Below are 24,753 nucleotides of genomic sequence, written 5' to 3'. Positions count from 1 at the left end.
TATTTTTTGCCGAGCTGTAAGCCCTCGGCTGCCTTATTCCTGAATGTATATTCTCTTAACCCGCCGCGAAATGCTGGTAAGTATCTCGTACGGTATGGTGCCTATCCAGCTGGCAATGTCGGTGATGGTCGGATTTTGTCCAAAAATGGTAACCTCGTCGCCCTCTTTTACGTCAATGCCGGTTACGTCAATCATGCAGGTATCCATGCAGATGTTTCCGATTATGGGGGCGAGCTGCCCTTTAACCAGTATCTTGCCAACCCCGTTGCTTAGCTTTCGGTTTAGGCCGTCGGCGTAGCCAATAGGGATGGTGGCGGTGCGCTTGGGCTCGTTTACCCAGCCCTTACGCCCGTACCCAACCGACTCGTTGGCTGGGATGTCTTTTATCTGAACGATGGTAGAGCGCAGGGTGCTTACCACCTCCAGCTTCGAGGTGTCTACAGCGCTAATGCCGTAGAGACCAATCCCCAAGCGTACCATGTCAAACTCGGCTTCGGGGAAGCGTTCGATTCCGGCCGAGTTGAGGATGTGGCGGTTGATGGCGTACCCCAGCTCGTCGGTTATGCGGCTAGATAGGCGGGCAAATAGGTCGATTTGCCCTTTGGTAAAGTCGTCGTGCACCAGCTCGTCGCTGGCGGCAAGGTGCGAGAAGATGCTCGAAACCTTTAGTCGCTCGTCGCTTTTAAGGTGGGCAATCAGCAGCGGCAAATCCATCTCTATAAACCCTAGGCGGTGCATGCCCGTATCGAGCTTAACGTGGATGGGGTAGTCGGTAACGCCAGCCTTGATGGCCGATTCGCTGAAGCGGCGCAGGGCGGTGTGGCTGTATATCTCGGGTTCGAGGTTGTAGTTTATCATCAGGTCGAACGACCCGGGTTCGGCATTCAGCACGATGATGGGCATGGTGATGCCAGCCTCGCGGAGCTCCACCCCCTCGTCGGCAAAGGCAACGGCCAGGTAGTCTACCCGATGGTACTGAAGGATGCTGGCAATTTCGTAGAATCCGCTGCCGTAGGAGAAGGCCTTAACCATGGCCACCATTTTGGTGGTGGGCTTTACAACCGACCTAAAGTGGTTGAGGTTATGGATAAGGGCGTTGAGATTTATCTCCAGTACCGTTTGGTGGATTTGCCTTTCGAGCTGGCGCGATATGCGCTCGAACTGAAAGCTGCGGCTCCCCTTTAGCAGGATGGCCTCGTTGGCAAAATCTTCCTTGTGGTACGAGTGCAGGAAGTCGTCGGTGCTGGAGTAGAAGCGCTTTTCTACCTCCTCGAACTTGTCGGCGTTGGCGCTTATGGCCGATCCGATGCCGATTATCCGGTTTATCCGCTTCTCTTTTACCAGTGCAGCCACCTCGGCGTAGAGCTCCTCGTTGCGCTTTCCGCTTTGGAAGATGTCGGAAAGGATGAGGGTTCGCTTGTCGAATTTCTGGTTGTTAAGCAGGTTAAGGGCGATGGTTAGCGAGCTGATGTCGGAGTTGTAGCTGTCGTTAATGATGGTCGATCCGTTGATGCCCTCCTTCTGCTCGAGGCGCATGGCCACCGGTATTAGCTTGTGGATGCGTTCGGCAATAAAGTCGGCGGTGAAGCCCAGCACCAGCATCAGCGAGATGGTGTGCATCGCATTTTCGATGGAGGCGTCGTCGGCAAATGGAACTACCACGTCGAACTGTTCGGCCGCAAAAAGGAGGGTTAGCTTTGTTTGTAGCCCCTCCTCCTGGCTGAGGATGCGAAGGGTAGCCGTTTCGGAGGTTCCCCATGTAAACAGCTGCTTTCCCTTGGTTGGTATGTTGCGAATTTCTTCGTCTACTATCTTCTGGTCTTGCTGGTAGATGATTACGCTGCAGTGCCTAAAGAGCTCGAGCTTTTCCTGCAGCTTGTCTTTTACCGTGTTGAAGTTTTCCTGATGCGCAGCACCGATGTTGGTGATGATGCCGATATCGGGGAGGAGCATGCGCTCGAGCCGATGCATCTCTGAGGGTTTGGAAATGCCGGCTTCGAATATGGCCACATCGTTTTCGGGGCCCATCAGCCAGATGGAGAGCGGAACACCCACCTGCGAGTTGTAGCTGCGCGGGCTGCGGACTACCTTCTTCTCTCCGTGCATCATCTGCGATGCCCACTCCTTAACGATGGTCTTGCCGTTGCTGCCGGTAATGGCAACTACGGGGTAGCTGAAGCGGCGGCGGTGGAAGGTGGCCAGCGACTGCAGTGCGTCCAGCGTGTCGTCAACAAATATGAAGTTGGCCTCTGGTAAAGCCTTTACGTTGGGCAGCGCCGACTGTACCGCTACAAAGTTTCGGAGGCCCTTATGGTACAGCTCCTCGATAAACTTATGCCCGTCGTGGTGGGCGCCTTGGATGGCAAAAAAGATGGACATCTTAGGCGGAATGCCACCTCTGCTGTCGATAAGCAGATGCGATACGGCTGCATTTGCATCGCCCACAAGCTTGCCGCCAGTGGCAAGGGCAATATCCTTAAGTGTGTAGGTAGACATTTTACATCTGGTTGATCGCATTTGCCTCGTTGTAGCAATCGCGGCAAAGTGGTTCGTAGGTGTCTTTTTCGCCTAAAACTACCAGCTTGTCGTTAACAACGGTTCTGTGCGAGTGTTGTGCTAAGTTACCGCATTTGACGCAAATGGCGTGAACTTTTGTTACATATTCGGCGGTTGCCATAAGCGAGGGGATGGGGCCAAAGGGTTTGCCCTTGTAGTCCATGTCTAACCCGGCAACAATGACACGAACGCCCTGGTTGGCCAGCTGGTTGCAGACATCTACCAATCCCAAATCGAAAAACTGCGCTTCATCAATTCCTACCACATCTACATCGCCACAAAGGAGCAGGATGTTGCCCGAGTTGGATACGGGTGTCGAACGGATGGCGTTCGAATCGTGCGATACGACCTCGTTGGTAGAGTAGCGGGTGTCAATCTCCGGTTTGAAGATTTCAACCCGTTGGTTGGCTATTTTGGCTCGCTTAAGCCTGCGGATAAGTTCTTCCGTTTTGCCCGAAAACATGGAGCCACAAACTACTTCTATCCAGCCAACTGATGATCTGCTGTTTAACGATTTTTCCAAAAACATGACCTATAAATATCTTTTATATAACTACATTTACAAAAGTATTATTTTTTGTTCCTTTTTTACAGGAATCTAACACCTCTACTGATGAACTTACAGACAATTTCATCTGAGCTAGCCGAGCTTATAGATCTCATAGCTCAATGGGAGCAGCATAGCGAAATACCTGACATCGAACGTGAAATCGCCCTCGATAAGATGAAGGTGATTTATATGAGCCTCAAAAAGGCTGAAGCAAAATCAAGCATTCTTTCAGAAAAATTGGCTGTAGATAGCGATATGGGAAATCGTAAGCTGCAGGGGCTATTCTATGAGGTGTCCGATAAGAAGGAGGAGGCGCTAAAACCTATGCCGCAGCAGCGCAAGCAGGGAGCCTACGAGCTGGAGGAGCTGGTGATTCCTGATTTTCCGATAATAGGAGGTCGCAGTAAGGAGAGCGAGGAGAAGCGGCTAACGGCCGAGGAGGCTGCTCCAATTCTGGATGCCATTTCCAGCTTGGCAGGTTCTATCAACAGTAATGCTAAGCCGTCTGATATTACATTCGAAAGGGCTCCCGAACCAATCCTTGAGCTTGAGCATGATACTCCTGCTGCAGAGAAAAAACTTGAGCCGATAAAGATCGTTGCTTCTGCGCTAGAGGTTGAGGTCAAAGTGATGGCTCCTGTGGCTGAGGTTGCAGCACCGGTTGAGGAAAAGCTGGTAGTTACAACGTTCGAAGATAGGGTGAAGGTGGCCGATAAGCGGTTGGGTGAGGTTATCGCTTCAACTAAGAGCTCATTGAACGAGGTCGTTTCGCCAAAAGGGAAGTCCGATTTAGCTTCTAAGCTGCAGCAAAAGCCCGTGGAGGATCTGCATAAGGCCATTAGCTTTAACGACAAGTTCCGTCTTATCCGTACGCTTTTTGGTGGGGATGGCAGGGCTTACGATGCGGCGATAAACGCGCTAAATGGCTGTACCTCCATTGATGAAGCTCTTATCCATATCCAGGAACACTACAGCTGGGATGCGGCACTGCCTGAGGTTAATCTCCTGATAGATTTGTTGCAGCGAAGGTTCTTATAGATAACCTTCTTTACTGAAGTTTTATGTATTCGTATGGCAGCATAGCCTTAAACGGTTGTGCTAAAATGCCGAATGCCGAGTAGAGATACGAATTAAGAGAAAATGTCAAAGTTATACATAGTACCGACCCCTATTGGAAACCTTGAGGATATGACCTTGAGGGCAATTAATATACTTAAGAGCGTCAACGTTATTCTTGCCGAAGATACCCGTAAGACAGCCATTCTTTGCAAACATTTTGGCTTTCAGGCAAAGTTGCAAAGCCACCATAAGTTTAACGAGCATAAGACGGTGGATATGGTTGCCGATCTTATTGGATCGGGACAGGCGGTAGCCTTAGTGTCCGATGCGGGTACGCCAGGGATATCTGATCCAGGCTTTTTGCTTGTTCGCACCTGTGTCGAGCGTAATATTGAGGTGGAGTGCCTTCCTGGTGCTACGGCATTTGTACCTGCATTGGTTAATAGCGGACTTCCCTGCGATAAGTTTGTTTTTGAAGGTTTTCTTCCTCAGAAAAAGGGACGCCAAACACGTCTTGAACGTTTGGCTACCGAAGATCGTACGATCGTTTTTTACGAGTCGCCTCACCGATTGGTCAAGACGCTGACCCAACTCTCGGAGCACATGGGGGCAGAACGTAAGGCTTCCGTATCGCGCGAACTTACCAAACTATACGAGGAGAATGCAAGAGGTACTTTGACCGAGCTGATAGAGCATTTTGGGAAGAAGGAAGTAAAAGGCGAAATTGTAATTATCGTAGAGGGGCTAGCCAAGAAGGAAAGCAAAAAGAAAAACAAGTATAGCACCGACGACGACGATGATATCGAGGATTCTGACGAGTAGGATTGGAGTGGTTTGTAGATATTGAAAAAAAGAGGTAAACAATGCTACATTTTTTTAGAGGATTAGGACTTGCCTTTCGATCATACGGCAAGTCTTTTCAGATTATTAGGGAGTGTAAGCTTGGATGGGTTTTCGTCATTCCTGTTTTGATTCTTATAATCAACCTTGTGGTAGGGGGAAATCTCTCCTCGCATTTCACCAATATTATTACCGATTGGATTCGCGATATTGCTCCATTCTCGATGGGTGATAGTTGGTGGGCAAATACCCTTCGAACTATTGCGTCGTTTTTAGTTTGGATATCGCTGTTCTTTATTCTTGTGTACATTGGCGGTTTTGTGCTTCTGATTCTACTTTCTCCGGTACTCGTATATGTTTCCGAAAAGGTAGACCAGCATATTACGGGTAAGAGCTATCCATTTGTTTTTGGTGAATTCATCTCTGACATATTTAGAGGGGTAAGGATTGCCTTACGCAACCTAACCATCGAAATTGTAAACTCAGTAATATCGCTTATTCTTGGTTTTATACCACTGGTAGGATTTGTAGTGCCCATATACCTTTTAAGTGTCGCTGCCTATTTCTATGGTTTTTCGTTTATGGACTATACGTTAGAACGTCGCCGTTTTAATATAAAGCAAAGTGTGGCTACTGTTCGACAGCATAAGGGAACTGCTGTAGGTTTAGGTTTGATTTATATGGTATTTACCACAATACCTCTTATTGGGTTTGCTCTTGCTGGTTTTGTTGCTATTCTTTCTACTGTTGCCGCAACTCTTGCAACGCACGAAATTGTTAGCACTCGGGAGTAGAGCACTCGGGTCCTATTTAGTATAGCAGGGAAATGCTTGCGTTTTTATAGCGATTTTTCGCATCAGCAATTTACAAAAAGGAAATACATTTGAGATGATATATGCAAAGAACGAGGGTGCTTCTGTATTGGAGGCACCCTCGTTCTTTTGTCTATCCCTAAATCTACACAGTATTAACTAGTATCGTCTTTACTTTGTATTGTCGCTATAAAATCTGTTGTTCTATTAGGCCGGAAAAGGGTTGACGGCGTGATTTTTGACATTTTAGACGAGTTTTTTTGAGGAATGTTACATTCCTCTTTTTTGTTCGTCTTTGGGCTAGTTTGGTTGCCGCATGTTATGCCTTTTTATTGCCGTCATTTTTGTGAAGGGGGAAAGTGGGCAGCCATAAAGTGCTAGATTTGTAAAGTAAAGGCAGAGGGAGGTTTCCTTCTGTTGCTTTTAGGAAAGAATTAACAAGCAAAATAACCTATAAAAAAACAGTATCAGAATGATTAAAAAGTTAGCATTGCTGTTGCCTATGGCTGCAATAGCTTTCTCTACGATGGCACAACAGTCCCCTAAGTGGCTGCGATATCCATCTATTTCTCCCGATGGCAAAACCATCGCCTTTTCTTATAAGGGAGATATTTATACTGTTCCCTCTTCGGGAGGAGTAGCATCTGCTTTAACCACACATACTGCGCACGATTACATGCCAGTATGGAGTCACGACGGGAAACGTATTGCTTTTGCCTCTAATCGTTACGGTAACTTCGACGTATTTGTGGTTGATGCAGTAGGAGGAAAACCAACAAGGTTAACCTTCCATTCTACTAGCGAGCTACCTTACGCTTTTAGCAACGATGACAAGTCGGTTATATTTGGAGCAGCGCGTCAGGATGTGGCAAGTAACCGTCTTTTCCCAGCAGGTTCTCAGCCCGAACTATATTCGGTTCCTTCTACCGGAGGTCGTGTAGAGCAGGTTTTATCAACCCCAGCCGAAAATGTAGCTTTCTCGGCTAACGGGAAATTTATGCTCTACCAGGATAAGAAAGGCGGGGAGAATGAATGGCGTAAGCACCATCAGTCGTCTATTGCTCGTGATATTTGGATGTATGAGCCAGCAACCGGAAAGCATACCCAGCTTACCACCTTTAAAGGAGAAGATCGCAATCCAGTACTTTCTAGCAACGACGAGGAGATGTTTTTCCTTAGCGAGGAATCTGGTTCCTTTAACGTATATAAATCGCCTGTTAAGAACCCAGCGCAGCGTACTGCTGTAACTAGCTTTAAGGAGCAGCCTGTTCGTTTCCTAAGCATAAGCAAAGATCAAACACTTTGCTTTGGATACGATGGCGAGATTTATATCATGGCACAAGGCGGAAAGCCAAGCAAGGTAGGCATCACCATTATTGGCGATGACAAAAGCAATAGCGAGCAAAGGCTAAGCATTGGCGGAAACGTAAAGGAAATGGCCGTTTCTCCCGATGGTAAAGAGGTGGCTTTTATCTCTCGAGGCGATGTTTTTGTAACCTCTGTAGAGGGAGGCTTTACTAAAAGAATAACCGCTACTCCCCAACAGGAGGCTTTTGTAACCTTTGCCCCCGATGGCAAATCGGTAGTATACGCTAGCGAAAGAGAAGGACGTTGGCAGATCTTTAAATCGGTAAAGGTACGCAAGGAGGAGCCTTTCTTCTTTGCAGCTACACTTATAAAGGAGGAACCTTTAATTAGCAACGACAAGGATAACTATCAGCCGCTTCTATCTCCTGATGGAAAGAAGATTGCCTTTGTTGAAAACCGAACAACCTTAAAGGTGAAAGATTTGGCAAGCAAGGAGGAGGTAACTCTTCTTACTCCGAATGAACTTTACTATATGCAGGATGGCCGAAATAATTTTTCGTGGAGTCCGGATAGCAAGTGGCTTTTGGCCGAATACTCTCCAACTATGGCCAATGGCGAGGTGATCCTTATCCCTGTTGATGGCAAGAAACCTTTTATTAACCTAACGCAGAGCGGTTATGAGGACTACAACCCTAAATGGGTTAGCAAGAATCAGCTTTTATGGTTCTCTACTCGCGAAGGGCTTCGCAGTGCTGCCAATAGTGGTTCGCGTCAGGCGGATGTTTTTAGCATGTTCCTTACTCGCGATGCGTGGGATAAGTTTAACCTAAGCAAGGAGGACTATGATCTTCAGAAAGCCATAGAAGAAAGAGAGAAAAAGGCCAAAGAGGATGCAAAGAAGAAGGAAGATGCCAAGAAAAAGGATGATAAGAAGAAGGACAAGAAGGCTAAGGCTCCAGAAGTAGCCAAAGCTGATTCGTCGATGAAGGTTGACTGGGAGAACCTTACCGATAGGTATACCAAGCTAACCATTAACTCGGCGTCTATTGGCGATGCGGTGCTATCTAAGGATGGTGAGACGATGTACTACCTTGCTCGATTTGAGAAGGGGTACAATCTTTGGAGCGTTAAGCTTCGTACTAAGGAAGCTAAGCTAGAAATGCCAATGAACGCCCGCTCTGGTTCGTTTGAGTGGGACAAGGATATGAAGAATCTTTTCCTTTTATCGGATGGACAGATATATAAGGTAGAGGTTGACAAGGGCAAGCGCGAGGCGTTAAAGATTGACGCCGATGTACGCGTTGATAAGAATGCAGAGCGCGAGGCTATGTTTAACCACGTGGTACTTCGTACAAAGCGCGGTTTCTATACCTCCAAGTATCATGGGGTTGATTGGGACAAGCTAACAGCTCACTACCGCGAGTATCTTCCTTACATTGGAACTGGGTACGAATTCTCCGAGATGCTTTCCGAAATGTTGGGCGAGCTAAACGTTTCTCACTCGGGATCGAGGTATAGCCAGCGCATGCCGGATGCTGATGCTACGGCTTCGTTGGGTGTTTTTGCCGACTACAGCTTTAAGGAGGATGGCCTTAAGATTGCCGAGGTGCTAAAGGAAGGTCCTCTCGATAGGGCCAACATAGCGGTAAAGGAGGGTATGGTTATTCGTATGGTTGATGGCGATACCATTAAGGCAAACACCGATTATGCGGCCTACCTTAACCTAAAGGCTGGCAAGTTTGTCCTTTTAACGGTGTTCGATCCGGCTACTGGAAAGGAACAGCAGCTTACGGTTAAGCCAATATCACAAGGGGAAGAAGGAGAGCTACTCTACAAACGTTGGGTAAAAAACAACGAAAAGGATGTGGAAAAGTTGAGCAATGGTCAGCTGGGCTACGTTCATATCCCCGGAATGGGGGATGGTCCTTACCGCGATATCTACAGCGAAATGATGGGTAAGTTCCACGACCGAAAAGGGGTAGTTGTTGATACCCGATTCAACGGTGGTGGGGACCTTGTTGCGGATTTGGCCATGTTCTTTACGGGTAAGAAGTTTATAGAGTACACCAACGAAACGCGCGCCTTGGGTTACGAGCCATCATTCCGTTGGACTAAGCCAACAGTTGCGATGGTTAGTGAGGCCAACTATAGCGATGCTAGCTGTTTCGCCTGTTCTTATAAGGAACTCGGCATTGGTAAGATGGTAGGGATGCCTGTTCCTGGAACTTGCAGCTTTGCCGGATGGGAAATGCTTAGTGATGGAGAAACAATGTGGGGTATGGTTCCTGTAAGCGCGAAAGATCTTCATGGAAACTGGATGGAAAACCTGGAAGCCGTGCCCGATTACGTGGTAAAGAATGCTCCCGAAACGGTTGCCAACGGTAGAGACCAGCAGCTCGAAAAGGCTGTAGAGGTTCTCTTGCAGGATACTAAAAAGTAGTGCTTAATGGCAGCATAATAGAAAAGGCCGAACATAACGTTCGGCCTTTTTGTGCTATTCGGAGTATGTGGTGGTTTCTTTTATCTTTTTTATCGCGGCAAAGCCTTTAAACATGTAATAAAGAAAAAAGAGCTTTATTGTGATTCCTGAGGAAGGGTTGGTATGTGAATTTTTTACGGCCATAAGAGTTAGAACAATACTCAAAATTATTACGACAAAAGTTAATATAAGTGCTCCTTTTAGTCGCTTGCTTACTCCATATCCAAGTCCAAAAAGTATTAAACCATAGATTATTGATCCTAAGCCTATGCCTACATTTAATAGAAAATCAATCTGAAAAATTTCTACTATTACTCCTACGATGATGCTAAGGCTGCTAAGTGTGAAAATTAGATTATATACATTTTTGAGTTCTAAGGCAGGATCTGTAGGGCTTCCATCTATGTACTTACCATTTATTAGAAGTACTAGTTCAGGAATTAATCCACCAGTTAACTTTACTGTAAGAGTTTTGAAATCTTCTATCTCAAATGATTTTCCCTTTTTGAGCTCTTCCTTTCCATTAACAACTCCTATTAGGGTGTCGTTAAAGAATACTTGTGTTTGCTCCCATTTTGTGTTCCACGATACTACGTAGGCGTCTAGACTTTCATTTTTTAAATGAAATAATTTTTTAGGCATGCAATTTTATTGTTTATTTTAGGTAAAAAGTAAGGAGAAATTATCTTCGCCATTTTTTTGTAAAAGTCATTATATGTGTCTGAGAAATAAGTCTATAAAATCAATTATATTAGTGTAAATAGCATGTAGGTACAACATGAGTCTGGAATCGGAAAATTCTATCTTCTACTGCCTACTATTAGATATTTCCATACTAAAAGTATTTACAATGCTTGCTATATTTCTAAGAGCAGACAAAAATAGACATACTTTTTTCCTCCCCAACTTTGCTACCTTCTATTTATAAACGGTAAGGCTATTTAAGCTTAGTTGGATATGTATGCTACCAACATTTATGCTGCTACTAGCGAAAGTAAGGCGATAAGCAGCCAAAATATCCACTGAAACATCTTTAATGGTCCACTTTTTACCGAGGACGTTAGTGCAACCGCGAGCTGTGCTAAGGCAAAACCGGCATACGAGATTCCAATAACCAAGGTTACATCGTGGATACTATCGAATATGAGGCTATATCCAAAGGAAAATGCAAGCAGAATAATGGCGGTTAGTATTAGATATACGGACATATAGTGAAAAAGGCATAGCACCACATTTTTAGGAATGACATCGGCATTAGAGCCTATAATTGGCCTGATATACATCTTGTATCCTGCAAAGAAATGGCCGATGGTTGCTAGCACAGCCAGTACTCCTGCTGCAAAAAGGGGATAGCTCATTGTTCTATGATTTAAATTTGTATGCTAATGCTCCTTGCTTGTCTTTCCTAAACACTTTTCCCATAGCTAAAATTAGGCTGCAACCCTCTTTTCTATGCTTTTTCTTCCGTGCAGCTATTTTCCTCTTTTACTATCCAGTAGGATTTAATTTCCTTATTTCTGACGTAGGCCCTCCTTGGAACTTGTCGTAGTACTAGGTAGGTTCCGAGGCAGTCGACACTTGCTCCGAAGGCGTTAAATAGGACAATATGCTCTACTAGCGAATTATGACCAAATGCTAGCAGGTAGGCAACTCCAGCAATGCTAATGATAGCCAACGGAGCTAAAAATACTTTTATCAAGGTGTTTCTTTTCATCTCGCCCGTATAAAAGGCAAAAAAGGCTCCCGCTTTTAGTATTGCTCCAAAGTAAATATTCTTCGATAGCAGGTTTTCGGGAAAGAATAGCGCATGTAAAAGCTCGTGTATAGGAGTTACTATAAGAAAGGCAACTAGAAGCAGGGACATCTCAAAGTTAAAGTGTAATCCCATAATCCAAAATAGCAGCTGCACTACAAGAAAGTTGATTATGAAAAATGGAATTGCCTTAATTTGAACCTCAATTAGGTCTGTTGGCTCTTTTAGAGGAGTCCACGTTTCATCTGGTTGAAACGTTTCGTCGTTGGGAAACTTGTTGTAGATAAATCTCATGTTTTTGAATAGGTTAGCTCGTTACTATTTAAGAGTAGTATTTTTCTGTAAATATATTTCTTTTTGCGAAATCGTATTTCTATAGTGTGGCTGCTAAAAACACAAAGGCCTTCTTTTAATAGAAGGCCTTTTATTCTATTTAGTAAGAATGCATTATAAGTAAACTTGAAACCCTACTTTAAAGCCATAACTTTTATCTGTTGAAGAAATTGGTTCTGGATCATATTTTTGATAGTTGTAGTATATAGCTCCTTCAACAGCAACTTTTGAGTTTAAAAAGTAGGAGTATCCAACACTTGGTGTAATTTTTATAGTTTTACGGGTTTCACTTTCTATTAATTGATAGTTAATTAGGCCAAAACCTGCTTGTAATTCACCAAACACACCTAAGTTACTAACATACCTAACAAAAGGAGATAAAATATATTCTTTTGTACATACGTCTAATTTTCTTGTTGATACATTGGATGTCAAAATAGTAAATTCTTTTTTATATTTTGTATACTGAAAGGACGGAGTAATTCCAACGGCTAAGTTGTCAATAATAAAATATCCTATACGAGGTTCTATTCCAGCTGTTGTTGTTGTTTGAAAGTTGTCCTCATTATAGCTAAAGGAAGCATTACCTCCAAGCATAAAATTTCCTTTACTAGTTGGTTTTACTTCTTGAGAATTTGCCGATAGCATTAGTGCTGCTAACGTTGCAGTAAATAGTATTTTCATATTAGCTTTTTTATTACAGATGAGGATAGGTTATAGGTATGCTTGAATACCAACTCTTATTCCAATACTTTTTTTGTTTAAAGGCTCAATGTCTCTAGCAAACTCGTCCTTTATTTTTTCTTTTTGAGTGGTATACTTATAGTATGCTGATGCTTCTATAGCTACTTTGCTATTAATAAAGTAGCTATAACCAATAGATGGCTGAATATATTTAGTAGTAGTGGTAGATTCCAAATCTTTATCCCAATAAAAAAGTCTTTCTTTTACTGAGGCTATACCAATGCCTCCTTCTATTTGAGTAAAAATTCTATTTTTAAATATATAGCGTATAAACGGAGCTATGGAGAAGGTATGTGAGATAGTTTTTAAAGAGAAACTGTTGTTATTATAGGGTTTTATATTGCTATACGAATACATTGGAGTAGCTCCAACTGCGAGCCCGTCAATAATAAAGTAGCCAATATTAGGAGCTAAATCAAAATTTTTAGAACAACTCAGATTGTTTTTAGAATGGCTATATCCTGCCGATCCTCCAATCATGAAGTTTCCTTTAGCTGTTGGGGTTAACTCCTGAGCTTTAAGCCCTACTGTATAGGCTAAGACTAGTATTGTAATGGCAATTCTCCTCATAGGGTGACTTTATTTGTTGGTAAATATTTTATGCTGTTATTGTTTCCTACTAATCCATAATTTGAGGCGCAAAGGTAGTATTTTAACATTTAGAACCTATAACACAGCTGTAGCATTACGGCTCTACAGGTAGGTGTACTTTGCTATTGAGCTTGTAGAATACCTTTCCCCTGTAGCCTAACAAGCTAAAACGGTGGGCATAGAAAAAGGGGGAGACCTGTTAAGGTGCTCCCCCTTTATATAGGGTTACGTAGGTTAAGCTAGTTGGCTATTACTCGTATTTTTTGACCGTAAACAAATGTTCCATCAGGAGCCTGGTAGGCACAGGTGCACTCGTACTCTGTTCCTCGCGTAAGCCCAACCATGGTGGCCTTACGTTTGGGTGATGATATCCACTTCCATTTTTGTATGTCGTTCTCTTCTACAGGTACTGGCGTACAGAAGAAGTAGTACATAAGGGTTACCTCACATGCATCAACGGTAAAAGCAAGCTCGCCGCTCTTTTCTCCTATAGCTACCTTAAACCCGGTTGGAGCGGAAGGAGCCTTCCGTTTTTCGGGAACTTTGGAGAGTACAAAACCAGTAGTTGCCAACTTTTCTCTATCACCATTGGCTTGTCGGCATAGCTCTACAGCTAGCTTTTCAAGATTCTGGCACACAACAAGCTTCGACTGGTTTTTTTTTAGAGTATCAGTCTTAGATCCGCCTATACTTTTACCTAAATTGGTAGCAAACTCGTTTAGAGATTGCTGTAAGGGGGTTAGGTATACTTCCTCTTCAATATGGAAAAGGGGATTCTTAACTGTTCTTACAAGAACATTCTCTGTAAAAGGGCCAAGGTCATTATCCTTCGAGCCCTTATAGTCAACCACAAGATCGAAAAAATTCATTGGCATCTAGTTTTGACAATGATTAATAATAGGACCTATCATGCTACTAACAGGGGTATCTTTTTATTTGTTTATTTTTTGAGCTACTTTTTTTAAGTGGAATAAAAAAAATTTACGGAAAGGCTTTAAGGGCATCTGCCGCTCGTTTATTTTCCCATTTCACCCTAATTTTTTGTAGCACCAAGCTATCTTTTTGTTTTAAAAAAATTGGTAGGTATAGCACCGAGCTAGCTTGTTGTTTTGGTAACGAAAGTTTGTGAAAGACCAACGAAAGTTGCTGTTTTGCCAACCTAAGTTTGTGGAACAAAAACTTTCGTTAGCGTAGTAAAAACTTTGGTTGGTAAAACAAAAACTTTGGTTGATGAAGCAAAAGACTAAAGTTTTGGAACAAAAGATTAGTCTTTTGTTCCAAAACATTAGGGAAATGCTCCGATCGAGAGGTTATATTTAAGGTTTTGTTGGATTATTATGATGGCTAACAAGCAGATTGCTAGTGTTTAGTAGCGTTTTGTGTTTTCTAGCCTGATGTATGCTCTGTTGAGGTTATTTGCCGCTAGCCATTGGCAGCAGGCTATCTTGTACCCTTCACTTTTTGAAAATTTCCTCCAGCTGTCCGATATCGGACACTTCCTGTTCGTATTCGGACAACTTTTTTAGGGGCGTTTTGTGGTAATTGTCCGCCCATCAGCGCATTAAAAATGGTGGCATGCCGATTGTTTTCCTCCGTTAGCAAATACTAAAGTGTACATAAATGGACAGGAATATACCCAAGGAAGAGATTTTGAAAAGAAAACGAGTAAAGCTGATTAAGATAGCTGCCGGCGTGGTGGTGGTGGCTGCCCTATTTTACGTGCTGGCCATCTTTTTACGCTCGGGCATTTCCGAATCGGATATAGAAATTGCTACGGTAGATAAGGGAACTATTGAGGTGTCGGTATCGGCAAACGGAAAGGTGGTTCCGCTTTTTGAGGAGGTTATTACTTCTCCTGTTTCGTCGAAGGTGCTGGAGGTTTACAAGAAGCCGGGTGATATTTTAAAGAAGGGGGATGCCATTCTGCGCCTCGACCTTGAGGCTACGCAAACCGAGTTTAACCGAATAAAGAACGAGGTGGAGATGAAGCGCTGCAAGCTAGACCAGCAGAATGTTTCGGTTAAGAGCAAGCTCTCGGACCTAAAGATTCAGGTGGAGATTGCAGAGATGAAGCTTAAGCGCATGGCGGTGGAGCTTAAAAACGAACATTACTTGGATAGCATTGGTGCCAGTACGAGCGATAAGGTTCGTCAGGCCGAGCTTAACTATAAGGTGGAGAGCCTGCAGTTTGAGCAGCTGCAGCAGAAGTATAGGAACGAGCGGCTTACCTCTGCTGCCGACCTAAAGGTCTCTGCGCTCGACTTCAATATCTCTAAGCAGAACGTACAGCTGATGGGTAAAACCATGAGCGAGGCTCAGGTGCGCTCGCCCCGAGAAGCGGTGTTGACATGGTTGAATAATCAAATAGGTGCAGTAGTTAGTCCGGGTGGCCAGCTGGCAATCGTATCCGACCTGCATAACTTTAAGGTGGAGGCCGAAATTTCTGACGTGTACGCCGACCGAATTTCGGCAGGTGCCAAGGCAATTGTCCGTGTTGGTGGCGAAAAGCTCGAAGGAATTGTGGGGAATGTGGTGCCATCGGTTAAGAATGGAATTATTGGCTTTACAGTGCTTTTGAAGGAGAGCAGCAACGCTAAGCTTCGCTCTGGGCTTAAGGTGGATGTTTCTGTAATTAATTCCATTCGCGACGATGTGATGAGGTTGGCCAACCGTACTTACTACGTAGGAAAAGGTGAGTACGAGCTGTGGGTTATTAGCGACGGCGTTGCCCAAAAAAGAAAGGTGGAGCTGGGCGAAAGTAGCTTCGAGCAGGCGGAAGTTATTTCGGGACTAAAGGTTGGCGATAGGGTTATCGTATCGGACATGACCAAGTACAAAAATAACAGCAAGCTTAAAATTAGAAAGAAGTAGTAAAAAAGGTGTGTTGTAGCCAGCAGCGGGGTAATTTAAGTCGACAGCTCGGCTGCTGGCAAACTAAATAGCTTTATAAAAAACGAAGAAAATACGAAGGCAATATGATTACATTATCTAACATTCAGAAGGTTTACACAACCAACGAGATAGAAACCGTGGCTCTCGAAAATGTAAACTTGCAGGTAGAGAAGGGAGAATTTGTTTCGATTATGGGACCGTCGGGTTGCGGAAAGAGTACCCTGCTAAATATTATGGGACTTTTGGACGATCCAACAGCCGGCCAAATCTCTATAGGCGGAGTCGCCGTAAAAAGTATGAAGGATAAGGAGCTGGCCATGCTACGCAACCAAAAGCTGGGGTTTGTTTTCCAAAGCTTTCACCTAATTCCGGCTCTTAACGTGCTAGATAACGTGGAGCTTCCGCTACTTTACCGTAAGATATCGAGCGGCGAGCGTCGTAAAAGGGCGCACGAGGTATTGGAGAAGGTAGGGCTTTCGCACCGCATGAAGCACTTCCCAACCCAGCTATCGGGCGGACAATGCCAGCGTGTTGCCATTGCCCGCGCCATAATCGGAAGTCCCGAAATACTGCTAGCCGATGAGCCTACCGGAAACCTCGATAGTAAGATGGGAGCCGAGATTATGGAGCTGCTATTTAACCTCAATAAGCAGGAAGGAACCACCATTGTTATGGTAACGCACGATGAGCATATCGCCTCGCAAACGGGTCGCATTATGCGCTTCTTCGATGGTCGTCAAATCCAGTAGCACTCCGAATAAACATAGATATGATTTTATACTACATGAAACATGCCTGGCGCATGTTATGGCAAGACAAGTTCTTTACCATAATATCGCTGCTGGGAATAGGATTAGCCGTTTCCTTCATAATGGTAATATTGACGGTAAACGAAATAGATGATGCTTCCATAGCACCCGAAGTAAACCGATACCGTACTCTTTACGTTAAAGGTGTACGCGAATGTCGTGGAGAACATAACAAAAATAACTCCTACCTATCGCAACGTTTGCTCGATAATGTTTTCTATAACCTGAAAGATGTAGAGTCGGTTACAGGGGTAATGACTTCAAACTCGGTTGTAGAGCCCTCCCTTTTTTCAGGTGAAGGACAGAATATTTCTGTAAAGTGGGTGGATGGAAACTACTGGAAATTTTATGAATTTGAATTTGTGGCGGGTAAACCTTTTACCTCAAGCGATTTTAAGTCTGGAATAAGGGTTGCTGTTATAGATGAGCATTTAGCGCAGACACTTTATAAGGGCGAAAGCTGTTTGGGGAAGGATGTTTATATAGCTCAGCAACCTTTTAAAATAGTTGGGGTTGTAAAAAGCGTAGATCCATCGGCAACCTTTGCATACTCCAGAATTTGGGCCCCATACACTACAAACGATCAAATTGCTTCGTCGAAGGAATCATTGGCTTGCGGTGGATTAAATGCACTTATTTTGGCTAAAAGTCCATCCGATTTTGATGCCATTAAGGAGCAGATAACTAAAAATCTAAAGGCCTACGTTAAGCCTGTAGAGAAAGAAATCAGAATTGAGCTGCATGGTCCCGACAATCATTCGGAGCAGCGCTTCAGGAAATGGGCTAGCGACGAGGTAAGTCGTTACGACGAAATGGTAAAGCTTTGGCTGACCGTTATCATTGTTTTGATGGTTGTTCCAGCACTAAACATGGCCAGTTTTACAGTTTCGCGTATGAAAAAGCGACAGGAGGAGCTTGGACTTCGACGTTCGTTTGGCGCCTTCAAAAGTAATATTATAGCTCAGGTAGTGGCCGAAAACATGGTGCTAACATTAATTGGCGGAGTAATAGGATTAATTTTCTCCATCTTTTTACTATTTGCCTTCCAAAGTACGCTTTATCCCGATGGGCTCGACTTTAATATCACCACCTTTTTCCGTCCTACCATTTTAGGATACCTTATAGCTACCGGTGTAGTAATCAACTTGCTCTCGGCTCTGTTCCCTGCTATCTACTCAGCAAGGCAGCCTATTGTTCAAGCTCTAAAATCAAAGAAGTCATGATAAAGCAAATATTTAAAATAGTTTGGGCGCAACGCCGTTCTAACTTCCTAATTTGGATGGAGCTGATGCTTGTTTCCCTTCTTCTTTGGATGGTAATGGATCAGCTTTTTGGATACTTCCATAGGTATAGCGTTCCTAAGGGTTTTAATGTGGAGAATACCTACTATGTAAACATTAATATGATTCCTGGCAGATCAGCGCCAGATAATACAAGTATGGATAGCTTAATAAAGAACTATAAGGTGCCTCTTCTTTCGTTGTTTGATAAGATTAAAAGAAATCCTAACGTAGAGGCGGCCGCTATTTCTGATATGTCCAGACCTTATAATGGAAGCAATAGTTGGAGCGATGTTACTTCGGGAAAGAAAAATGTAAATGTTTATCTACGTCATGTAGAACCTGAATTTTTCGACGTTTTTAGGATTCCACTTCTTTATGGTAAAAGATATCTGAGTACAGATAATTCGACGGTGGTTATTAGTAAAACAGTAGCCGATAGCTTATTCAAAAGTGCTCCAAATGCCATTGGAAAGCGATGTGCTATTAATGGGGATACGCTTACTATTGTAGGTGTAACGGATACTTACAAGTACTACGATTTTGCAGATGAAACGCCTACAACCTATCAGCCAATGACCTTTTCCTATAAGTATATTTTAGGAACTATTGGAACTCCAGAGATTTGCATAAGGCTAAAGGATAATGCCTCTGCAGATGCCATAGAAAAGATGAAGAAGGAACTCTCTAATTTAGGCGATTCTCCCTACTACCTTGTTGATATAACCCCTTTTGATAGCATAAGAAGCGAGTACTTTACTTGGACTGGCGAGGTAAAATCGATAAAGATGAGCATGGGGATCATTGTGTTCTTCTTGGTAAATGTGCTGCTGGGTATTGTTGGTGCTTTCTGGTTTCGGACAGAGCAGCGCAAGAATGAGATTGGGCTAAGAATGGCTATTGGTTCGTCGAAATCGGGATTGAAATCTTACTTCCTAACCGAGTCGTTAATTCTGCTGCTTTTGGCGGTGGTGCCATCGGCCATCATTACCATTCAGATGCGCTTTTTTGATGTCAACGTTCTTGGTAGTTGGGAGCAAAAGATTATCATTTTCATTCTGTCGGGGGTGGCAACGCTGCTAATTCTTGCCGGTATGATTATGCTTGGCACCTGGATTCCGGTGCGTAAGGCATCAAAGATTCAGCCTTCGGAAGCTTTACACTACGAGTAGCCTGCTACTCTCCTAATAAGCTAGCAATGAAGATTCTTAAAAATATATCACGTCAGGTGCTCCTTTCTAAGGGGCATCTGGCAACAGCCACCCTTTGTATTGCCTTGGGGGTTGCAACATCTATGATAGTGATAAATTCTATCGGCGAATACTTGAGGCCCGTTAGCCCCGAGAGCCGTATAGATAGGATTCTTTGCATGAATAGAATCAAAAGCGAGGAGTTAAAAACACAATCAACCAGTATTGGAGCTTTTTCGTTAGGTTTTGCACAGCGCTACTTAAGTAGCACCAAAACGCAGGAACTTTCTTCCATCTTTCGAAGGGGGAGCTTTCCGAGGCTAGAGGGTGTTGCGTCTAAGAATCTTGCTTTAATTAGCTGCGACAATAGCTACTGGAATATATTCGATTTTGAATTTAAGGAAGGCCGTCCTTTTACGGCCGAAGAGTTTCGTGGTAAGGCAAATGTTGCGGTTGTTTCTCAATCTCTTTACAGCCAGCTTACCGATATCGAACGAAGTACCAAAAAGATAAGCTACAGCGGACGCGAGTTCTTGATTGTTGGAGTGGTAAGCGATGCCAACTCGTACCGAATCTTTACCAACGCTAGCCTTTGGATTCCCTACTCTATTTTTAACGAGGTAGAGGGTGGCAACGAACCTACTGGTTCTTTCGAAATCGTTTATCTTCTTAAATCGGGCAACGATAGGGATAAGCTGGTTAAGGAGGTCGAGGCTTTGGAGCATCGTTACAATGCATCAACGGGCAATGGTACTCACATAACCGTATCTCGTCCTCGAACAAAGTTGAAGGCGCTGGTAGTGGGTTACGCCGTCGAAGAAAAGGAGGCTATTATTGAATTTTGTTTCCGATACGGTGGTTTAGTTCTTATAATTCTTTTGCTGCCAGTGTTGAATTTGACTATACTAAACTATAACCATATAAAAGATCGGTATGCCGAAATGGCAACAATGCGCTCTTTTGGGGCATCGAAAAAGGATGTCGTTATCTACTTTATGGCTAGCAACTGCTTGGTAGTGCTTATTGGTGGTGCAGTCGGGTATATTTTCTCATTTCTGTTCTCTCGGATTCATCATGTTGCCGTTTTTGATTTCGAAAGGTATGCTGATATTCCATTTAGCGGACAAAGCTACCCAAGCTTGCTGTCTTTTGCTTTTGTTGTTGGCCTTATTCTAATCGTCAGCTTCATTTCGGGGATATTTCCAGCCGTTAAGCTCGCAAAGATGAATATTTCTACCGCACTGAAAGGGGGTGAGCAATGATTACCATGATTTTAAAATACCTATGGGCTCAGCGTAAAAGCAATACGTTGCTGTTTGTCGAGCTAATGTTTGCCGGAATTTTCCTCTTCTTTATTTTGGATACGGCAATTTCAGCCTACCGAACCTACCGAATTCCCGAAGGCTTTAACGTGGAACGTTGCTACGTGCTGCACTTTGTAGCAAAGGATATCGATAGCGTAAAGGCTTTGGAAGTGAATGAAAAGGTATCCCAGTATCTAAAGGGGCGTCCCGAAATAGAAGGGATTGCCGCTACCTTTCAATCCGAACCCTACTCGGGAAGTAGCGTTTCTACAAGCTGCATTGTAAATGGTAAGGAGCTCCAAGTTCAGCTAATGGAGGGAGATGCCTCCTTTGCCTCCATTTTAGGCATCCCGATTCTAAATGGACGTTGGTTTACAGGCGCCGAAGTGCTGCAAAATAGCAAGGTTTGCCTGGTTAACGAGTCGCTATGTGCTACTTTGAATATACCTAAAATGGTGGGCACGGAGATTGCTTTGGGTGCTAACTCAACCGAAAAGCGAAGAATCGTAGGAATTATTCCCGATGTAAAAACAGGCTCATTCGAGAAAGTAAATCCAACGGTTTTTACTCCACTCGATTTACGGGAGATGAAATATGGCTGGAAGACCATTGTAAAGGTGCGAAAAGGGATGGAGGATGGTTTTGCTACAACCTTAAAGCTACTTTATGGCGATATCGCTTCGTCGTTAGGCATTGAGATTAGAGCCGTTGAAGATTTCGAAACAAAGAAAGCCATCATCGATTTAAGCAAGAGTAACATGCTATCAGGGATGATGTGGTGTACCATCTTTTTCTTGGTAAATGTATTCTTGGGCATTTACGTCGTTTTCTCGGGTCGTGTAAAAAAACGTTTTCAAGAAATAGGGATACGGATGGCCATTGGCGCAAGTCGAAAAGATATTGTTAGGATGGTGACCGGAGAGTCGTTGCTTTTGCTGGTTTTATCTTTTATTCCTGTTCTTTTGATTGCCATAAACCTAGCTTACTTAGATAAGCTCGAGCCTACTTACGCGGTAACAGCCTGGCGTGTTGCAGGAGAGTTTTGCCTAACATTCATTATTCTGGCTTTAGCCGTATTGGCAAGCGTGCTTATTCCTGCACTTAAGGCATCGAAAGTAAATCCCGCCATAGTGCTGCATTACGAATAGTCTTTTATTACTGCTGATACTTGCAGTAAATCTGCTATCAGCCTTTACCTTTTTTACTATGAAAATCAGACGACCTTTATTATTCGCTTTGTTTCTTTTAGGTAGCGTTTTATCATATGGGCAAAAAAATATGGTAACGCTTAGCTTAACCGAGGCTCTAAAGCTGGCTCGCGAGCAGTCGTTGGATGCGCTAGTTGCAAAGAATGAGTTTAAGGTGGCCTACTGGCAGCTCCGAAGCTATAAGTCGGAACTTTTACCAAGTGTTGCTTTCGAGGGAACATTACCGAGCATCAACCGTTCGGTTCAGAGCTACCAAAATACGGATGGATCCTTTTCCTATGTCCGAAGCAATGCTTCTACGGTTGATTTGAACCTTATTCTGGAGCAAAATATTCCGATTACAGGAGGAAAGGTTTCTTTTCAGTCGCAGCTCGAGCGTATCGATCAGCTGGGCAAAAGCTCCTCCTCTCAGCACATGTCTCGTCCGATAGGTTTTACCTACGAGCAGCCTTTATTCTCGTTTAATAGGTTAAAATGGATGGGTAAGATAGAGCCAATCCGTTACGAAGAGGCAAAACGTAGGTATTGTGCCAACATGGAGATGGTTCAGGTAAAGGCAATCACGCTTTACTTCGATTTCCTTTTGGCAAAGGTAAATAGCGACATTGCCGAGCAAAACCTAAAGAATGCAAGTAAGCTGTATGAGATTGCTGTTGCCAAAAAAGGTATTGGTGTTATTTCGGATAACGATCTTTTGCAGCTAAAACTCTCGAAAATAAACTTTGAGCTCAACATGGCTACCGTGCGTCAGGAGCAGGAGAAAAGAATGTTTGCGCTTCGCAGCTTTCTTGGCTTTAACGATAAGGTATTCCTAATCCCCGAAATTCCAGCACAAGCGCCAACTGCTACAACCTCCTTCGACGAGGCAATGCAGCTTGTCCGCGCTAATAATCCGTTTATGCAGGAGGTTCAGCGGCGCATTCTCGAAACACAAATGCAGGTGGCAGATGCAAAGGCCTCGAGGGGTTTTCGAGCAAACCTTTTCTTTTCTTTTGGTTTAACAGGTAGCGCCGAAAAGCTTCCCAATGCCTACCACGATTTAAAGGATCTTCAGGTTGCAAAGGTTGGGGTTCGTATTCCAATTCTCGATTGGGGCAAAGGACGCAGCAAGGTAGAGCAGGCAAAATCGCAGCTCGAGGTCGAAAAAGGAAAGGTAGAGCAGGAAACGCAGCGTTTCGAGGAGGGAGTTTTCATCTCTGTTATGCAGCTGCTCGATCAGCCTAAGCAGCTAAGCTTGGCTCAAGAAGCAGACTCCGTGGCTCAGCAACGTTACAAAACATCTTTCGAAACGTTTTTGATGGGCAAAGTCAATGTGCTCGATATAAACGATGCGCAATCCTCTCGCGATGAGGCAAAGCGCAACTACATTTCGCAGCTTTACGGCTCCTGGCTATTTTTCTACAACATCCGGCAGATAACACTTTACGATTTTGTAAGAAAAAGTAATATAGTAATAGACGAAAAGCTTATGCTTCTATAATTTTAGAATAGTAAGCATCCCTTTACAAGTTAGGTGGTGCTTGCTACTTTCTTTGTCGTTTTTACTAATTTGCTTTTAGAAGATGTCTGCCTAAAAGTAGAACGTGCAGGTTACTTCCTAAGCCTAGTGGTATTGGCAGAAAGAATATCTATCACCTTTTTCTAACTTTGCTTCAAATATTCCAAAATGATATTGATTGTTGACGATGATATAGCCGTTCGTTCTAGCTTATCGCTGTTGTTAAAGCAGCATGGGTACGAGGTTGCCGCATTTTCATCCCCCGAAGAGGTTCTGGAAGTGGTGAGATGTGCATCTCCAGAGCTGATATTGATGGATATGAACTATTCGTCGGGAACGTCAGGAGAGGAAGGGATTACACTTCTTAAGCAGGTAAAAATATTCTGCCCAAAGGTTCCGGTAATACTAATTACCGCTTGGGGATCTATTCATTTGGCCGTGCGTGGAATGAAGGCTGGTGCTTTCGATTTCATTACTAAGCCTTGGAGTAACGAGACGTTGATTGCAACCGTTAATAGAGCTGTAGAGTTGAGCTCGAAGGAGGTTGCAGCACCTTCGGGGAGCACCAGAGTTGAGCTGAATACAAAGTTTAAGTTTAATAAAATTGTAGGTGCCTCTTCGAAGTTGATGGAGGTACTTAATACAGTTGCCCGAGTTGCCAAAACAGACGCCCCAGTTCTCATTACTGGCGAAAGTGGAACCGGGAAGGAGCTTATAGCAGAAGCGCTTCATGATAATAGCTCAAGGGGGCGCGAAAGCATGGTTAAAGTTAATCTTGGAGGAATATCGCAATCTCTTTTCGAGAGCGAAATGTTTGGTCATAAGAAAGGGGCATTTACTGATGCCTACCAAGATCGCGTTGGCCGCTTTACAATGGCCAATAAAGGAACTATTTTCTTAGATGAGCTGGGCGAGCTAGATCTTTCGTGCCAAGTGAAGCTGCTAAGAGTTCTTCAGGAGCAAACTTTCGAGGTTTTGGGAGAGAGCAAACCGACTAAGGTTGATGTTCGTGTTGTTTGTGCTACCAACAAAGATCTTTCGCAGCTGGTTGCAAAGGGCTTGTTTCGCGAGGATTTGTTTTATAGAGTAAACCTAATAACCATAAATCTGCCTCCGCTGCGCGAGCGTCCCGAGGATATCCCCTTGCTCGCTCGTCACTTTATTCAGCGTATGGCTGGCGATTTTGAAGGAGGTGTAGACCTAAGTTCGGGTGCTATCGACTATTTGTTGAGGCAACCTTTCCCCGGAAATATCCGCGAGCTGAAAAATTTGGTTGAGCGGACAGTTCTTTTGTCTGGTAAAAAGATTATTGAGGCAGAAGATTTGGCTCAGAACTCCATGTCGGCAAAACAGGTTGAGGTTGATAGCACCACGTTGCAGCCTTTAGAGGAGATGGAGCGTAAAATGATTGTTAAGGCAATCGATTTATATGGTGGTAACATCTCTAAGGTAGCCGAAGTGCTTGGCATTAGCCGAGCGGCACTTTATAGGAGGTTAGAAAAGTTTGATATTAAGCTAGATTAGGAATAAAGGGGCTTAGCCCCCTA

At 43.8% G+C, this 24,753-nt stretch carries 20 protein-coding genes; 12 read left to right on the top strand and 8 right to left on the bottom strand.

From position 1 onward, the window contains the following. Nucleotides 1-33: 33 nt before the first annotated feature. Entirely contained in the window at nt 34-2,496 is a 2,463-nt protein-coding gene (locus L990_RS17400; protein ID WP_047452079.1) for a bifunctional UDP-N-acetylmuramoyl-tripeptide:D-alanyl-D-alanine ligase/alanine racemase, read from the bottom strand. Between the two features lies 1 nt (nt 2,497). Next, complete coding sequence (locus tag L990_RS17395; RefSeq protein WP_047452077.1) at nt 2,498-3,085, bottom strand: thymidine kinase; 588 nt, start codon at nt 3,083-3,085, stop codon at nt 2,498-2,500. Nucleotides 3,086-3,169: 84 nt separating this feature from the next. Between L990_RS17395 and L990_RS17390 the strand changes: the two genes are divergently transcribed. The 4 genes from L990_RS17390 to L990_RS17375 all read left to right on the top strand — a co-directional run bounded on the left by L990_RS17390 (nt 3,170) and on the right by L990_RS17375 (nt 9,565). Continuing rightward, nucleotides 3,170-4,144: a hypothetical protein gene (locus L990_RS17390; protein ID WP_047452075.1), complete on the top strand. Its 975-nt coding sequence runs from the start codon at nt 3,170-3,172 to the stop codon at nt 4,142-4,144. Between the two features lie 102 nt (nt 4,145-4,246). After that, a complete protein-coding gene (rsmI, locus tag L990_RS17385; protein ID WP_047452073.1) occupies nt 4,247-4,987 on the top strand; it encodes a 16S rRNA (cytidine(1402)-2'-O)-methyltransferase in 741 nt (246 codons plus the stop codon). A 41-nt stretch (nt 4,988-5,028) separates the two neighbouring features. Next, nucleotides 5,029-5,799 carry an EI24 domain-containing protein gene (locus tag L990_RS17380; protein ID WP_047452071.1) on the top strand — a complete coding sequence of 257 codons (771 nt, stop codon included), beginning with the start codon at nt 5,029-5,031 and terminating at the stop codon, nt 5,797-5,799. A 490-nt stretch (nt 5,800-6,289) separates the two neighbouring features. Beyond that, nucleotides 6,290-9,565, top strand: coding sequence for a S41 family peptidase (locus L990_RS17375; RefSeq protein WP_156121664.1), 3,276 nt, complete (start codon nt 6,290-6,292; stop codon nt 9,563-9,565). A gap of 54 nt (nt 9,566-9,619) precedes the next feature. On the opposite strand, the gene L990_RS17370 is transcribed toward L990_RS17375, so the two are convergent. From L990_RS17370 to L990_RS17345, 6 genes are all read right to left on the bottom strand, one after another. Continuing rightward, on the bottom strand, nt 9,620-10,246 hold the full coding sequence (locus tag L990_RS17370) for a hypothetical protein (protein ID WP_047452068.1): 627 nt from the start codon (nt 10,244-10,246) through the stop codon (nt 9,620-9,622). A 332-nt stretch (nt 10,247-10,578) separates the two neighbouring features. Further along, entirely contained in the window at nt 10,579-10,962 is a 384-nt protein-coding gene (locus L990_RS17365; protein ID WP_047452065.1) for a hypothetical protein, read from the bottom strand. 92 nt (nt 10,963-11,054) lie between these two features. Beyond that, entirely contained in the window at nt 11,055-11,651 is a 597-nt protein-coding gene (locus tag L990_RS17360; RefSeq protein WP_047452063.1) for a DUF3267 domain-containing protein, read from the bottom strand. Nucleotides 11,652-11,804: 153 nt separating this feature from the next. After that, nucleotides 11,805-12,374 carry an outer membrane beta-barrel protein gene (locus L990_RS19495; RefSeq protein WP_081981784.1) on the bottom strand — a complete coding sequence of 190 codons (570 nt, stop codon included), beginning with the start codon at nt 12,372-12,374 and terminating at the stop codon, nt 11,805-11,807. Nucleotides 12,375-12,404: 30 nt separating this feature from the next. Further along, on the bottom strand, nt 12,405-13,004 hold the full coding sequence (locus tag L990_RS17350) for a hypothetical protein (RefSeq protein WP_047452061.1): 600 nt from the start codon (nt 13,002-13,004) through the stop codon (nt 12,405-12,407). 260 nt (nt 13,005-13,264) lie between these two features. Then, nucleotides 13,265-13,894, bottom strand: a complete 630-nt coding sequence (locus L990_RS17345) for a hypothetical protein (RefSeq protein ID WP_047452058.1) — start codon at nt 13,892-13,894, stop codon at nt 13,265-13,267. 751 nt (nt 13,895-14,645) lie between these two features. Here L990_RS17345 and L990_RS17340 point away from each other — a divergent pair. From L990_RS17340 to L990_RS17305, 8 genes are all read left to right on the top strand, one after another. Continuing rightward, on the top strand, nt 14,646-15,896 hold the full coding sequence (locus L990_RS17340; protein ID WP_047452056.1) for an efflux RND transporter periplasmic adaptor subunit: 1,251 nt from the start codon (nt 14,646-14,648) through the stop codon (nt 15,894-15,896). Nucleotides 15,897-16,000: 104 nt separating this feature from the next. Next, entirely contained in the window at nt 16,001-16,666 is a 666-nt protein-coding gene (locus tag L990_RS17335; RefSeq protein ID WP_047452054.1) for an ABC transporter ATP-binding protein, read from the top strand. A gap of 20 nt (nt 16,667-16,686) precedes the next feature. After that, nucleotides 16,687-17,949, top strand: a complete 1,263-nt coding sequence (locus L990_RS17330) for an ABC transporter permease (protein ID WP_081981782.1) — start codon at nt 16,687-16,689, stop codon at nt 17,947-17,949. Then, entirely contained in the window at nt 17,946-19,178 is a 1,233-nt protein-coding gene (locus tag L990_RS17325) for an ABC transporter permease (RefSeq protein ID WP_047452050.1), read from the top strand. Before L990_RS17330 ends, L990_RS17325 begins: the two co-directional genes overlap by 4 nt. A 26-nt stretch (nt 19,179-19,204) precedes the next feature. Continuing rightward, nucleotides 19,205-20,458 (top strand): ABC transporter permease, encoded by a 1,254-nt coding sequence (locus tag L990_RS17320; protein WP_047452048.1) that lies wholly within the window; start codon nt 19,205-19,207, stop codon nt 20,456-20,458. Then, nucleotides 20,455-21,648 (top strand): ABC transporter permease, encoded by a 1,194-nt coding sequence (locus L990_RS17315; RefSeq protein WP_047452046.1) that lies wholly within the window; start codon nt 20,455-20,457, stop codon nt 21,646-21,648. The genes L990_RS17320 and L990_RS17315 overlap by 4 nt, the downstream gene beginning before the upstream one ends. Before the next feature lie 130 nt (nt 21,649-21,778). Further along, nucleotides 21,779-23,188, top strand: coding sequence for a TolC family protein (locus L990_RS17310; RefSeq protein ID WP_052181121.1), 1,410 nt, complete (start codon nt 21,779-21,781; stop codon nt 23,186-23,188). Between the two features lie 186 nt (nt 23,189-23,374). Next, nucleotides 23,375-24,730, top strand: coding sequence for a sigma-54-dependent transcriptional regulator (locus L990_RS17305; protein WP_047452043.1), 1,356 nt, complete (start codon nt 23,375-23,377; stop codon nt 24,728-24,730). The last annotated feature ends 23 nt before the right edge of the window (nt 24,731-24,753 follow it).

Origin of the sequence: Alistipes sp. ZOR0009 (genome assembly GCF_000798815.1) — a bacterium.
GTDB lineage: Bacteria > Bacteroidota > Bacteroidia > Bacteroidales > ZOR0009 > Acetobacteroides.
The sequence above is the reverse complement of the archived record's forward strand: the minus strand, read 5'-3'. Positions and strand labels throughout refer to the sequence as shown.

What these genes read in the sequence shown, in the direction of transcription:
- L990_RS17350 (WP_047452061.1), bottom strand. Translation starts at nt 13,004, where the DNA reads ATGAGGAGAATTGCCATTACAATACTAGTCTTAGCCTATACAGTAGGG.
- L990_RS17375 (WP_156121664.1), top strand. Translation starts at nt 6,290, where the DNA reads ATGATTAAAAAGTTAGCATTGCTGTTGCCTATGGCTGCAATAGCTTTC.
- L990_RS19495 (WP_081981784.1), bottom strand. Translation starts at nt 12,374, where the DNA reads ATGAAAATACTATTTACTGCAACGTTAGCAGCACTAATGCTATCGGCA.
- L990_RS17370 (WP_047452068.1), bottom strand. Translation starts at nt 10,246, where the DNA reads ATGCCTAAAAAATTATTTCATTTAAAAAATGAAAGTCTAGACGCCTAC.
- L990_RS17345 (WP_047452058.1), bottom strand. Translation starts at nt 13,894, where the DNA reads ATGAATTTTTTCGATCTTGTGGTTGACTATAAGGGCTCGAAGGATAAT.
- L990_RS17390 (WP_047452075.1), top strand. Translation starts at nt 3,170, where the DNA reads ATGAACTTACAGACAATTTCATCTGAGCTAGCCGAGCTTATAGATCTC.
- L990_RS17315 (WP_047452046.1), top strand. Translation starts at nt 20,455, where the DNA reads ATGATTACCATGATTTTAAAATACCTATGGGCTCAGCGTAAAAGCAAT.
- L990_RS17360 (WP_047452063.1), bottom strand. Translation starts at nt 11,651, where the DNA reads ATGAGATTTATCTACAACAAGTTTCCCAACGACGAAACGTTTCAACCA.
- L990_RS17320 (WP_047452048.1), top strand. Translation starts at nt 19,205, where the DNA reads ATGAAGATTCTTAAAAATATATCACGTCAGGTGCTCCTTTCTAAGGGG.
- rsmI (WP_047452073.1), top strand. Translation starts at nt 4,247, where the DNA reads ATGTCAAAGTTATACATAGTACCGACCCCTATTGGAAACCTTGAGGAT.
- L990_RS17305 (WP_047452043.1), top strand. Translation starts at nt 23,375, where the DNA reads ATGATATTGATTGTTGACGATGATATAGCCGTTCGTTCTAGCTTATCG.
- L990_RS17335 (WP_047452054.1), top strand. Translation starts at nt 16,001, where the DNA reads ATGATTACATTATCTAACATTCAGAAGGTTTACACAACCAACGAGATA.
- L990_RS17380 (WP_047452071.1), top strand. Translation starts at nt 5,029, where the DNA reads ATGCTACATTTTTTTAGAGGATTAGGACTTGCCTTTCGATCATACGGC.
- L990_RS17330 (WP_081981782.1), top strand. Translation starts at nt 16,687, where the DNA reads ATGATTTTATACTACATGAAACATGCCTGGCGCATGTTATGGCAAGAC.
- L990_RS17340 (WP_047452056.1), top strand. Translation starts at nt 14,646, where the DNA reads ATGGACAGGAATATACCCAAGGAAGAGATTTTGAAAAGAAAACGAGTA.
- L990_RS17395 (WP_047452077.1), bottom strand. Translation starts at nt 3,085, where the DNA reads ATGTTTTTGGAAAAATCGTTAAACAGCAGATCATCAGTTGGCTGGATA.
- L990_RS17365 (WP_047452065.1), bottom strand. Translation starts at nt 10,962, where the DNA reads ATGAGCTATCCCCTTTTTGCAGCAGGAGTACTGGCTGTGCTAGCAACC.
- L990_RS17400 (WP_047452079.1), bottom strand. Translation starts at nt 2,496, where the DNA reads ATGTCTACCTACACACTTAAGGATATTGCCCTTGCCACTGGCGGCAAG.
- L990_RS17310 (WP_052181121.1), top strand. Translation starts at nt 21,779, where the DNA reads ATGGTAACGCTTAGCTTAACCGAGGCTCTAAAGCTGGCTCGCGAGCAG.
- L990_RS17325 (WP_047452050.1), top strand. Translation starts at nt 17,946, where the DNA reads ATGATAAAGCAAATATTTAAAATAGTTTGGGCGCAACGCCGTTCTAAC.